The organism is Nocardia amamiensis NBRC 102102 (assembly GCF_001612745.1).
In the GTDB taxonomy this organism is placed as follows: domain Bacteria; phylum Actinomycetota; class Actinomycetes; order Mycobacteriales; family Mycobacteriaceae; genus Nocardia; species Nocardia amamiensis.
The window spans coordinates 1-12,013 of the sequence record NZ_BDBA01000273.1; the positions used below are offsets into that span (position 1 = coordinate 1).

The following is a 12,013-nucleotide window of genomic DNA, read 5'->3' on the forward strand; positions in this document are numbered from 1 at the left end:
ACGTCCAGCGGCGCCCCGGCCCGCGCCTGCCGGGCCGCGGCCAGTGCGGGCAGCCCGGTGGCCAGCCCGGCGCCCAGCGAGTCGACCAAGCGGACCCGATCGGCGGCATCCATGTCGCGAACGGCCTGCCTGCCTGCCTCCCAGGTCCCGGACAACTGCCGCGAAAGATGCACCGCCACAACGCCATCGCCGCCGCTGCGCTCCAACGCCTGCTCGTACACCGCGCGCAGCTCGCCGGGTGAGGCGGCCGAGGTGGTCACGGTGTCGGCGGCGTAATCGATATCGACCGAGTCGACACCCTCCCTGATCGCACGGTCACCGATCAGTACGTGCAAGGGGACGACGGCGATATCCAGCTCGTGGAGATGTTCGGCAGGGAGGCTGGCGGACGAATCGGTGACGACCACGACGGCCACAGACTACCGGACCTCCTGCAGGGTCTTGACCATCGCATTCGCCACCGCCGTGTGGCCCGCCCAGCCCCAATGGATGCCGTCCGGGTTCGCCTCGCCGGAGAAGATGTTGTCGCGTACGGCGTCGGCCAAGTCGACCAGCGGCACCGAGGTCAGCTCCGACCAGGCTTGCAGCGCCGCGACAGCGCGCGGCCGACCGGAGTGCACGCGTCCGTAGGCGTCGCAGATGTGCACCGAGGGCAGCACCGCGACAACCGGCAGATCCGGACGCAACTGCGCCAGCGCGGTGCGGGACTGTTCCAGGTAGTCGACGCTCACCTTGGGTGGAAGCGCTACGGGGCGGCCGAGTTTCGAGAGTTTCGGCTGCAACCAGTTGTAGGTGGCGCGGACGGCGCGGCGCAGGGCGGGCGGGCGTACGTAGCGGATCAGCTCGCGCAACGCGGTCGGCAGCGGCGACGGCAGCGAGTCCATACCGCCGACGGCGAACACCACCGCACCCGCGCGCGGCACCGCGGCCCACACCCGGGGATCGCCGATCAGCGCCCAGTAGGCGTCGCGACAGGTCCAGCCGATCCGCGCGACCAGCTCGACATCCCAATCCAATTCGGCGGCGACCAGGTTCGGCCAGATCCGTGGATCGTCGGCGGGCAGGCCGCCTTTCGGGCCGAAATAGGCCAGTGAGTCGGCGAGCACCAGCAGCACCGGACGCGCGGTGGCGTCCGGCTTCTCCAACTCGTCGGCCACCGGTTCCGGTGAGCCGGCCGCTACGGCGACGGGTGCTTCGGAAGTCTCGGCGGCCACGAAGTCGGCCGATTCGGCTGCGACACCGGAGGACTCGACTACGCCGGCCGGAGCGGGTGATCCGGCGGACACCACGGAACTCTCCACCACCACGGCGTCGCCCGGTTCGACTGCCACAGCGACGGACTCGACCACGGCACCGGCCGAAGCGGGTGATCCGGCGGACACTGGAGAGCCCTCTACCACCACGGCGTCGCCCGATGCGACTGCCACAGTGGCGGACTCGACCACCACGCCGGTGGCGGGTGGTTCGGCAAACGCGGACGTGTCATCGATAGTAACGGCGACGCCGCCGACCACGGAGGCTTTGGACTCGTCCTCGGCCGTTTCGACCGACGCAGAGCGCTCGTCCTCGGCCGCACCGGCGAGCCCGTCACTATCGCCCGCCGCGGACTCGACAGCGCCGGAGCGCGCGATGACATCGCCGCCGGCACCAGCACCCGGCTGCACCCCGGTGGCGGCTTCCGCGGATACCGCCGCCACCGATCGATCGTCCTCCGATTCCCCTCCGTCGGATTCCTCGGCGGAGCCGCCGGATTCCTCCGCACCGGAGGACGCCGCCCCGGCCTGCTCTTCGGATTCACCGGCAGCGAGTGGCGGGCCGCCGAACAACGCGTCCGGCAGCTGCCGCTCGGCCTTCGCCGACACCTTACGAAACAGTTCGTCCGGGACCGATCTGATCGGCTCTTCAGAGGACATCTGGTGCTACCTTCGCCGCTGCGTTCCACACATCCAGACGCCAGCCGGGCTGTTCGATGCTCGGGCCGTGACTGCTCAGCTGCACCCAACTGGTGTTGGCCAATCCTCCGAGGATCGGCCAGTTCAGCGGCGGCAGGTCGAGCAGCGCGGCCGTGAGGGCGGCGATCAGCCCGCCGTGCGCCACCAGGATGATAGTCCGGCCCGGCCAATCCTGCCGCTCGGTCAGCAACTCCTGGACAACCGGCAGCGACCGCGCGCCGACCTCGAGCTTGCTCTCGCCGTTCGGGGGTGTGTAGCTCGCGTCCAGCCGCCACGCCATGCGCGCGCCCGGGTAATCCGCGTCCACCTCCAGGTGGGTGAGCCCCTCCCAGTCGCCGAGGTTGGTCTCCCGCAGCCTGGTGTCGGGTACGACGGTGAGTCCGGTGTGGTCGGCCAACGCGGTCGCGGTGTCGAAGGCCCGCCGCAGGTCCGAGGAAATGATCGCGATCGCATTGCGCGAAACCAGTTCGCGGGCGGCTTCTTTGGCCTGCCTGCGACCGAGTTCGGTGAGATCGGTATCGATCTGGCCCTGCATCCGGTCGGTGGCGTTCCATTCGGTTTGCCCGTGGCGCAACAGAATCAGAGTGCGCACGCCGGCATATCTACTCACGATCGCGCCTCGTCCTCCGTCGCCGCGGCGCGGGCACCCGGCCCGGCTCCGGTGACGCCTTCGACCGGCACGACCGGGCAGTCCTTCCAGAGGCGTTCCAGCGCATAGAAATTGCGCTCGTCGCTGTGCTGGATGTGCACCACGACGTCGACGTAGTCCAGCAGCGCCCAGCGACCTTCGCGGGTGCCCTCGCGCCGGACCGGCTTGTGCCCGGCGGCGCGCAGCTTTTCTTCGACGTTGTCGACGATGGCGTTCACCTGACGCTCATTGGGCGCGGACGCGATCACGAAGCAGTCCGTGATCACCAGCTGCTCGGACACATCCAGCACCACCACGTCGGACGCCAGCTTCTCGTCGGCAGCCCGCGCGGCGACCTGGGCGATCTCGACCGACTCCACCGAAGCACTCATGCCCGCACCTCGCCGGCGCTCGACTCCGGCTGGCTCATGCCCGCACCTTTGCGCTCGCTCACGCTCAGCTACCTTCCGCTGCTCCCGGCACATACAGGTGCCGCTTCGATATGTACTGCACCACCCCGTCGGGGACGAGGTACCACACCGGCCGGTTCTCGGCGGCGCGGCGACGGCATTCGCTCGACGAGATCGCCAACGCGGGGATTTCGATCATGGTCACCGCATCGGCCGGAAGATCTCGCAGGTGGTCCTCGAGATGATCGGTGTTCAGCTCGTACCCCGGACGGCTCACCCCGACGAACTTCGCCAGTTCGAACAGTTCCGCCCAATCCTGCCATGTCAGGATGCTGGCCAGCGCGTCCGCACCGGTGATGAAGTACAGCTGCGCGTCGGGATACTGCGTTTGCATCTCCCGCAGTGTGTCGACGGTGTAGGTGACCTTGCCGCGGTCGATGTCCGCGCGGCTGACCGAGAACCGCGGATTGGACGCGGTGGCGATCACCGTCATCAGGTAGCGGTCTTCGGCCGGGCTGACCCGCTTGTGTGACTTCTGCCACGGCTGCCCGGTCGGGACGAAGATCACTTCGTCCAGCTCGAAGCGGTGGGCGACCTCGCTGGCGGCGACCAGATGCCCGTGGTGGATGGGGTCGAACGTGCCGCCCATCACCCCGAGCTTGCGGCCGCGCCGACCTGTCTCGTGCATGACTGCCGAGCTTAACGGGTCGCCTCGGGCCGGTCAGCAGGGCGGACGTCAACTGGGGACGCCCGCCCGCACACCGGCCGGTAAGGACGCGTCGCTAAGCGCTCGACTCCGGGACGCCGCCCATCTTCAGCATTCGAGCCAGGTGCGCACGGGTGCGCGCGAGTTCGTCGGCCGCCTCCGCCGATTGCCCGGCCAGCGCGGACAGCTCGACGATCAGCGCCTTCATGACCGGGAGCCAGGGGCCCGGCCCGGCGCCGCCGGAGACCTGGAGCCAGGCCGCCGACCGCAGACACCGCGCCCGTGCCGCCACCTCGCCCAGCCGTGCCCACAACTCGGCCGTGCGGTGGTAGGCCGCCACGGCCTCCTCGTCCTGCCCGCAGTGCTCCAGCGCGGTGGCGGCCGACCACGCGAGCTCCGCGTGCAGCGTCGACCGTTCCGGATCGCGCTCGACGAGGCGAGCCCCGTCGAGGAAGTGCTGCGCGGCCTCGCGGTGCCGTTTCAGCGCAGTCAGGGATCGGCCGAACTGCTGGCGCACCACGGCCAGTTCGACCCGCGGATACGGTATCTCGGCGCCGGCGAGCGCCTGTTCGAACAGGGCAACTGCCTCGCCGTGGCGTTCGGCGCGGTGGAACGCGCGGGCGGCGACCAGAGTGTGGTGCAGCACGTCCGGTTCGGACAGACCTTCCCAGCGAGCGGCGGCACGCACCGCGGCGTCGGCGAGGTCGAGGGCGCGGTCCGGTTGGCTCGCGATGGCGATGACCAGCTGCGCACCCAGCCGGGCGGCCTCCTCCCGCGGTAATACCGGCGTGCCGAGCGCCAGGGCATCCCGCAGATGGGCCTCTGCTTCCTCGGGTGCGTCGCCGAGCCGGGCAGCGCCGAGTTCGGAGAGCCGCCGCACCTCGGCCGCCAGCGCACCGGAGAGTTCGGGGGGAGCCGCAGGCGCGCTCGCCGCACCGGGCAACCTGCTGCGCAGGCCGAGCGGCAGTCCGTCCAGCAGTGGCCGGGCGGCGAGCCGGGCGGCCGTGCGCAGGCTGACCGCACTGTTGCCGTTGCGGGCGTCGTAGCGGGCGCACAGCGCGCCGATCTCGACTTCGAGGTCCGCGCGGATCGACTCCACGGTCCCGGACCCGAGCGGGAGATCGCCCAGCCGCAGCGCAACCAGTCTGCGCAGCAGCACACACACGCCGGTCGCGAACGCGAGCCGTGCGGCGGCGTCGGCACCCGGATCGGTGAGCCAGCTCGCGTGTTCGGCGAGGATCTCCAGTCCGCGCGCCTCGTTCCCGGTCATGGCGCAGAACTCGGCGTGCAGCGCCACCGAGGCTCGGAGGTCCTCGGTGTGCCGGACCAGGGGGTATCCGGTCAGATGCGCGCTGCGTGCGGCGGCGACGCGACCGGTGCGCACCAGCGGGAGCAACGCCTCGGCCAGCACCCGGTGCGGTTCTTCGGCGCAAGTCCGGTCGCCGTCGAGCACGGGCTGCCAGTGCGCGAGGCCTGCCTCGTCGTCGCCGAGGGACACGCCGGCCGTGCCCCATTCGTTGCGCTCGCAGGCGTCGCAGTCGGACATGCTGTCGCGCGGGGCGGCGATCGCCGCCGCCAGCCATTCGGTGGCGGCGCCATTGTCACCGGTCTTGCGTGCGAGTTCGGCGCGCAGCGCCAGCACCGGGCGCAGACTGTATCCGCGTTGGCGAAAGCGGTTGTCGAGCTCGTCGAACCATCGGTGAACCGTGGGCAGCGGAATCGCGGGGTTGTCGATCATTCCCCAGGTCATCCACTTCAGATGCCAGTGCACCGAATGGGACATCGGTCCCAGCTCGACGGGGTGATCGTCGTAGAGGCGCAGCAGCCTGCCATAGGCGACCGGCACCAGATCGCGTTCCCCCGCCAAGGTGTACGACCTGGCCAGTTCCAGTAGCACACGGCCTTCGAGCGCGCGGTCCGGTCCCGCTTTCGCGGCCGCGGCCAGCGTTTCGAGTCGCTCGTTCCGCACGCGGCCGTGCGGTAGCGCGGGGACCTGCGCCAACTCCGTGGCGATCGCGGCGGTGTCCATGTTCACTCGGTCCCTTCGCCGCTGCGCGTTGCCCAGCCGAGGAATTCGCCGAAGGCGCGGTTGAGCAGTGCCGTATCGGCCGCGGTGAGCGGGCGATGGGTCATCAGGAGGGCTTGGCCGTACAGCGATTCCACGGCCGTCTTCAGCAATCCGGGGTCGTCGATGCGGGTCAGTCTGCGCACGATCGGGCTGTGGTAGTTCAGGACGAGCTGGGCACGTGGCGCGGCGGACGCCAGCGCGCCGAGGATCTCGGTCCACAATTCGTCCGCGCCTTCGGCGGTCTGCGCCCTGGTTCGTTCCGTGCGGGCGGCGCGACCCTCGAGGTAGAGCGCGGGCACCGATGCCGGGTGGAAGGCCCGGACGATGACGTCGCACGACAGCGAGTCGAGCACGGTGCGCGCCAGCGCGAGCACCCGAGCCAGCGCCAGTTCCTCGGCCGGTTCGACGGGATCGAGCGCCGCCGTGATCGCCTGCGCGTCGAGTTCGACCACCTCGACGCCCGCCACCAGGCGCGGCAACAGCGCGACCAAGTCGCGGTCGTAGGCGTACCCGCCGTTGACGACTCCGATCCCCTGCGCGGCGGCGGTCGAGGCGACCTGGCGGAACTCCTCGACCGTCGAGGTCACCCGCACCGTGCGATGGTTGCGGGCGAACTCGGTCAGCGGCACACGTCCGTCGGTGGTCTCGAAACTCAAGTGCGGCAGCATGATCCGAAGCAGATCGAGGGAATGCCTGGCCATCGCCTTCACCCCGAGTGCGTGCACCGACAGGAACGCGGCCAGCCGCCGCGGCTGCTCGACGGCGATCTCGGTGAGCCAGTCCCGGATCTGGTCGCCGAGCACCTCCCGGACGACGGCCAGCCGCTCGTCCTCGTAGAGCCCTTCCCGCGACGCGGTCGGCCGCAGCGTGTCGGTGTCGATCACACAGCGCACGAAGAACGCCCAGTCCGGCAGCACGCCGCGCACCGCATCACCCAGCAGCATCCCCTTCAGATACACCCGGTGCGCACTGCTCTCAGTCGGGTTCCCCGGCTGGGAGAGCACATAGGCCACACCGCTGACCCCTGCCGCACCGGCATCGAGGTCGATCACGTCGAGCGGCGGGAAACCCAGCGTCCGGTGACCGTACTCGAGCAAGGCGGCTCTGCGGTCCTCCGCGGTCGCATATGCGCGCCGCCACACCGGAACGCCGTCGGTGACCGACTCCACGACACCACCGGATTCCACGGTCACCTCGTAGGGCAGCAGCGACCCGAATTCGCGCGCCAGATCGATCACCCGCCGCGGCTGGAACCATGCTCGCGCCCCGCCGCGCGGGGAGAGCCACACCGTGGTGCCCGGCTCCGGATGCTCGCCGGGGTCGAGCGTACGCACTGCGTACGTGCCGTCGGCGGCGGCCAGCCACTCGACCGGCGGGGCCGTGGTGTCGGTGGCCGATCGGGTGACCACGCGGATGGTCTCGGCGACCGTGAAGCAAGCCAGCAGCCCGATTCCGAACTGCCCGAGAAACTCTCGCCGCGCGCCTTCGATGTCGTCACGCTTGGACGAGCGACCGATCGTGGCCAGGAACCGGTGCACCTCGGCCTCGGTGAGACCGACGCCGGGATCGCTGATCCGCAGCCCCGAATCCTCCACTACGAGGCGAATCACCGTGGGCGCCAACGGTTCCCGCCGGGTACGCGCGGTGACCGCGTCGACGGCGTTCTGCAACAGCTCACGCAGGTAGACCCGCGGGCCGGAGTAGAGGTGATGGGAGAGCAGATCGACTATCCCACGCAGATCGACCTGGAACGAATAACTGTTGTGTACCGCGGCCGGACCGTGCGGCGTTCTGTTCACCATGGTCGCCGATCTTGTCGGCGTGCGCCAAAAGTTACCTTAACGAACCCTTTTCGGCCGTGCGGTCGACGTCAGCGTCACGCGATCGCCTCGGACGACAGGGCGATCGGCCCGCACATGCGCCGGCCGAGACCGTACGTGGCGGCCAGGCGAATCGCCGGTCTCGCCGAAGCGGGCGGCTACAGCCGACACCCGTTGTTAGGGTCTGCACCTGCAGGCGGCAAGGCGTCTGCCCGGGGCGACCGATGTCTCCGGACAGCTCGATCACCTCGGACGAATGACCAATCCAAGCTGTGCACTTCGATTCGGAGGAGGACCTTTTGCGATTCGTCAAAGCAGGTGCCATCGCTGTGGCACTGGCCTGTTCGACCGTCGCCGGCGCGGGCTCCGCGCAGGCTGACCAGATCATCGTCGTGGACGTGCAACTGCTGACCTGCGCCCTCGAAGCCGGAGTGAACTTGGGCGCGAATGTCGGTCTCGGCCTCATCACCGTGTCCGACGAGGTGTACGCCGAACTCCACGCTGCCGGCTGCCTCCACTGAGTCCGCTGGGTCCGTCTGGCCTGTCGCAAGCCGGCGACGGGTCGGACGGGCTCCCGCTGCCATCGGCTCAGGCGGTGGGGCGCTTGGACTTCGGTAGTTTGCGCACGATCGCTTCGTAGGACAGGTCGACGAGCTCGTACAGTTCGTCCTCTGGGATCGTGCCCGTGAGCCGGATGGTGTTCCAGCCGTACCGGCCGATATAGGCCGATGCCGCCACGTCATCCGGGTACACCCGGACCAGTTCGTCGGCCTCCTCGCGGGTACGTCCGCATTTGAGGCCCACCGAGGTAGCCCCGAGGAACGCGAATATCTTGTCGCCGACCTTGGCGACGACATCACCCTCCCACGGTTCGTCCTGCCAGGCGCCCGGTTTGGCCAGGCAGTACGTCAGCAGTATGGCGTCGTCCATGCTCGTCTCCTACACCGGCAGCAGCCGGGACACGACCGCGGTGAGTTGCTTGGCCGAGCGGCACTCGTGCATCTCGATCACTTCGCGGTACTTGTCCGCGGCGGAATCGCCGGTGCCCCACTGGTCGCGGCGTTCCGGATTGAGCCAGTGCGCGTGCTTGGCGACCGCGACCAGCGACCGCAGTGTGGCCAGCCGCGGGTCACGGTAGTTCGTGCGGGCGTCACCGAGGATGAGCAGCGAACTGCGACTCGTGACGGCGTCCGGGTAGTCCCTGGCAAATCCGGCCAGTGCATGGCCGTAGTCGGAGTGCCCGTCGAAGCCAGCCACGTTCGCCTCGCTGAAGATCCTGGTCATCGCCTGGTCCAGCTGGGTGCGCGGGTCGAAGAACCGGGTCACCTCGTCGATCTGGTCGACGAACGCGAAAATCCGCACCCGGGAGAACTGTTCACGCAACGCGCTCACCAACAGCAGCGTGAAGTTGCTGAAACCGGCCACCGAGCCGGAGACATCACACAGCACCACCAGTTCCGGGCGGCCGGGCCGCGGCTTGCGGTTCACCAGATCGATCGGCACGCCGCCGGTCGACATGGATCTGCGCAGGGTGCGGCGCAGATCGATCTCGCCGCGGCGGGCGTGCCTGCGCCGCGCGGCCAGACGCGAGGCCAGGATGCGGGCCAAACGCTGGGTGCTGCGTTTGAGTTCGGCGAGTTCGGCCTCGGAGGCGCGCAGGAAATCGACCTCCTCGGCTTGCCGGGCGACGCCGTAGCCGGCCACCCGCTCGCGGCCGATCCGTTCGGCGACCCGGCGCCTGGTCTCGGCCTCGACAGTCGTGCGGAAGTCGGTGATGCGCTGCCGGGCCGCGCGGCGGGCGATCTCCATGTCGAAGTCACTGGTATCCGGTCCCGCGGCCAGCCCGGCGAGAATCTTGGCCAGCAAGGTCTGCGGCTGCACCTCTTTCAGCGCTTTGTACGCCGAGAACGACGAGTGACTGGCGGCCTGGTACTGACCGAGTTGCTCGACCAGCTGTGCGGCCAGCGCCTCCAGTCGCGCGGTCGCGTCCTGGGTGAGCAGGTCGGCGAGCAGCTCGCGCAACGCCGGGATATCCACGTCACCGGATGGTGTACGGGGAATCTCGACCTCGTCCGCCACCGCGGTGCGCTCCCCCAACGCGGCCGGGAACCACAGGTCGAACAGCCCGTCGAAGGTCGCGCGGTCCGTCGTGCGCCGCAGCAGCGCGCAGGCCAAGCCCTCGCGCAGGACCTCACGGTCCATCAGGTCGAGGACGGTCACCACGCGGCCCGCGTCCACGGTCTCCGACGGCCCGACCGGGATCCCGCGTCCCCGCAGCGCCTCGACGAATCCGACCAGATGGCCGGGCAGCCCGTGCGGCGCGCTCAGCGACGCGACATCCGCAGGGACCGATCCCGCCGCCATGGCTCAGGCCAGCTTCAGCTCGGCCAGCGCGCGCTGGTGATCGCTCTGGTGCTTCAACACGACGCCGAGGGTGGCGCGGACGGTCGTGTCGTCCAGATCGCGCAGGCCCAGCGCCAGCAGCGTCCGGCCCCAGTCGATCGACTCGGCGACCGAGGGCAGCTTCTTCAACTGCATCCCACGCAGCACGTGCACGATCCGCACCAGCTGCGCGGCGACGGCGGCGGACAGCTCGGGCACCCGGCTGGCCAGAATGCGCCGCTCCAGTTCCTCGTCGGGGAAGTCCAGGTGCAGATAGAGGCAGCGGCGCTTGAGCGCCTCGGAGAGATCGCGGGTGGCGTTCGAGGTGAGCACCACGAACGGCTTGCGGCTGGCGGTGATGGTGCCCAGCTCCGGCACCGTCACCGCGAAGTCGCTGAGCACCTCCAGCAGGAGGCCCTCGATCTCGATGTCGGCCTTGTCGGTCTCATCGATCAGCAGCACGGTGGGATCGGTGCGCCGGATCGCGGTGAGCAGCGGCCGCGACAGCAGGAACTCCTCGGTGAAGACGTCGGCCTTCGTCTCCTCCCAGTCGTTCTCGCTGGAGGCCTGGATACGCAGGATCTGCTTGGCGTGGTTCCACTCGTACAGCGCACGGGCCTCGTCGACACCTTCGTAGCACTGCAACCGGACCAGCTCGGCGCCCGAAGTCTGCGCGACCGCGCGCGCCAGCTCGGTCTTGCCGACGCCCGCCGGTCCCTCGATCAGCAGCGGCTTGCCCAGCCGATCGGCGAGGAACACCGACGTGGCGGTGGCCTTGTCCGCCAGGTACCCCGTGCTCGCCAAGCGCTCGATCACATCGACCACCGATGCGAAGACCGGTTCCTGACCCGTACTGTCCGACACCGCCGCGTACCTTTCTTCCGAACCCTCCCTCACGGTACGGCAGTGCCGATCCGACGCCGTCCGCGGCCAGCGCGAGTCAGACCGGCCGGATCTGGCCTTCGCCCCAGACGATCCACTTCGTCGAGGTCAGCTCCGGCAGCGCCATCGGGCCGCGGGCGTGCAGCTTCTGCGTCGAGATGCCGATCTCGGCGCCGAAACCGAACTGCTCCCCGTCGGTGAACGCGGTGGAAGCGTTCACCATGACGGCGGCGGCGTCCACGCGGCTGGTGAACTCGCGCGCGGCGGACACGTCGCCGGTGACGATGGCCTCGGTGTGGCCGGTGCCCCAGGTGTTGATGTGCGCCACCGCCGCGTCCAGGTCGTCGACCACCTTGAGCGCGATGTCGAGGGTGAGGTATTCCTCGCCCCAGTCGGCGTCGGTTGCCGGGACCTGGCCGGGCAGGTCGCCGTGGATGGTGACGTCGTGCCGCTGCAGCGCCTCGGTGAGCTTGGGCACCGCGGTGTCGGCGATCGCCGCGTCGATCAGGACGGTCTCGGCCGCGTTGCACACGCTGGGACGGCGGGTCTTGGCATTGATCAGGATCTGCTCGGCCATGTCCAGATCGGCGGCGGCGTGCACGTAGACGTGGCAGTTGCCGGTACCGGTCTCGATGGTCGGCACCTGCGCGTCGCGGACGACCGCGTTGATCAGCCCCGCGCCGCCGCGCGGAATGACGACGTCGACCAAGCCGCGGGCCTGGATCAGATGGGTGACGCTGGAGCGGTCCGCACTCGGCAGCAGTTGCACGGCGTCGGCCGGAATATCTTGTGCGACAAGCGATTCGCGCAGCACGGCGACGAGGGCGGCGTTGGAGCGGGCGGCCGAGGACGAGCCGCGCAGCAGGGCGGCGTTGCCGGATTTGAGCGCGAGCCCGAACGCGTCGACCGTGACGTTGGGCCTGGCTTCGTACACCATGCCGACCACACCGAGCGGCACGCGCACCTGCTTGATCTCCAGGCCGTTCGGCAAGGTGGAGCCGCGGACGACCACGCCGACCGGATCGGGCAGCCCCGCCACCTGGCGCAACCCGGAGGCGATGCCGTCGATCCGCGCCTTGGTCAGCCGCAACCGGTCGAGCAGCGAATCCTCGGTGCCCGCGGCCTGTGCGGCGGCGATGTCCTCGGCGTTGGCGGCGAGCACCCG

12 protein-coding genes are annotated in these 12,013 nt (G+C 69.6%); 1 reads left to right on the forward strand and 11 read right to left on the reverse strand.

Annotation, left to right across the window (positions count from 1 at the left end):
* From NA4_RS34785 to NA4_RS34815, 7 genes are all read right to left on the reverse strand, one after another.
* Window positions 1–416, reverse strand: a 416-nt coding sequence (locus tag NA4_RS34785; protein WP_157129492.1) for a DegV family protein, incomplete at its 3' end; no start/stop codon positions are given.
* A gap of 3 nt (window positions 417–419) precedes the next feature.
* Entirely contained in the window at window positions 420–1,157 is a 738-nt protein-coding gene (gene octT / locus NA4_RS34790; protein WP_373862866.1) for a diglucosylglycerate octanoyltransferase, read from the reverse strand.
* 745 nt (window positions 1,158–1,902) lie between these two features.
* Complete coding sequence (locus NA4_RS34795) at window positions 1,903–2,562, reverse strand: histidine phosphatase family protein (RefSeq protein WP_373862865.1); 660 nt, start codon at window positions 2,560–2,562, stop codon at window positions 1,903–1,905.
* Complete coding sequence (gene rsfS, locus NA4_RS34800) at window positions 2,559–2,972, reverse strand: ribosome silencing factor (protein WP_067479753.1); 414 nt, start codon at window positions 2,970–2,972, stop codon at window positions 2,559–2,561. The genes NA4_RS34795 and rsfS overlap by 4 nt, the downstream gene beginning before the upstream one ends.
* A 64-nt stretch (window positions 2,973–3,036) precedes the next feature.
* Window positions 3,037–3,678, reverse strand: a complete 642-nt coding sequence (gene nadD / locus NA4_RS34805) for a nicotinate-nucleotide adenylyltransferase (protein WP_067479754.1) — start codon at window positions 3,676–3,678, stop codon at window positions 3,037–3,039.
* Window positions 3,679–3,772: 94 nt separating this feature from the next.
* The gene (locus NA4_RS34810; protein WP_084497727.1) at window positions 3,773–5,725 is read right to left on the reverse strand and encodes a hypothetical protein; all 1,953 of its coding nucleotides are present in this window, start codon (window positions 5,723–5,725) and stop codon (window positions 3,773–3,775) included.
* A gap of 2 nt (window positions 5,726–5,727) precedes the next feature.
* A complete protein-coding gene (locus NA4_RS34815) occupies window positions 5,728–7,566 on the reverse strand; it encodes an HSP90 family protein (protein ID WP_067479763.1) in 1,839 nt (612 codons plus the stop codon).
* Window positions 7,567–7,883: 317 nt separating this feature from the next.
* Between NA4_RS34815 and NA4_RS34820 the strand changes: the two genes are divergently transcribed.
* The gene (locus NA4_RS34820; protein ID WP_157129493.1) at window positions 7,884–8,105 is read left to right on the forward strand and encodes a hypothetical protein; all 222 of its coding nucleotides are present in this window, start codon (window positions 7,884–7,886) and stop codon (window positions 8,103–8,105) included.
* Window positions 8,106–8,172: 67 nt separating this feature from the next.
* On the opposite strand, the gene NA4_RS34825 is transcribed toward NA4_RS34820, so the two are convergent.
* The 4 genes from NA4_RS34825 to NA4_RS34840 form a co-directional block, all read right to left on the reverse strand.
* Window positions 8,173–8,514 (reverse strand): MmcQ/YjbR family DNA-binding protein, encoded by a 342-nt coding sequence (locus NA4_RS34825; protein WP_067479768.1) that lies wholly within the window; start codon window positions 8,512–8,514, stop codon window positions 8,173–8,175.
* Between the two features lie 9 nt (window positions 8,515–8,523).
* The gene (locus NA4_RS34830; RefSeq protein WP_067479770.1) at window positions 8,524–9,948 is read right to left on the reverse strand and encodes a vWA domain-containing protein; all 1,425 of its coding nucleotides are present in this window, start codon (window positions 9,946–9,948) and stop codon (window positions 8,524–8,526) included.
* A gap of 3 nt (window positions 9,949–9,951) precedes the next feature.
* A complete protein-coding gene (locus tag NA4_RS34835) occupies window positions 9,952–10,830 on the reverse strand; it encodes an AAA family ATPase (RefSeq protein ID WP_157129494.1) in 879 nt (292 codons plus the stop codon).
* Window positions 10,831–10,906: 76 nt separating this feature from the next.
* Window positions 10,907–12,013, reverse strand: a 1,107-nt coding sequence (locus NA4_RS34840) for a glutamate-5-semialdehyde dehydrogenase (protein ID WP_067479776.1), incomplete at its 5' end; no start/stop codon positions are given.

Excerpts from the sequence above, each read along its gene's own strand:
- nadD (WP_067479754.1), bottom strand. The coding sequence starts at position 3,678 with ATGCACGAGACAGGTCGGCGCGGCCGCAAGCTCGGGGTGATGGGCGGC.
- NA4_RS34810 (WP_084497727.1), bottom strand. The coding sequence starts at position 5,725 with ATGGACACCGCCGCGATCGCCACGGAGTTGGCGCAGGTCCCCGCGCTA.
- NA4_RS34815 (WP_067479763.1), bottom strand. The coding sequence starts at position 7,566 with ATGGTGAACAGAACGCCGCACGGTCCGGCCGCGGTACACAACAGTTAT.
- NA4_RS34830 (WP_067479770.1), bottom strand. The coding sequence starts at position 9,948 with ATGGCGGCGGGATCGGTCCCTGCGGATGTCGCGTCGCTGAGCGCGCCG.
- rsfS (WP_067479753.1), bottom strand. The coding sequence starts at position 2,972 with ATGAGTGCTTCGGTGGAGTCGGTCGAGATCGCCCAGGTCGCCGCGCGG.
- NA4_RS34825 (WP_067479768.1), bottom strand. The coding sequence starts at position 8,514 with ATGGACGACGCCATACTGCTGACGTACTGCCTGGCCAAACCGGGCGCC.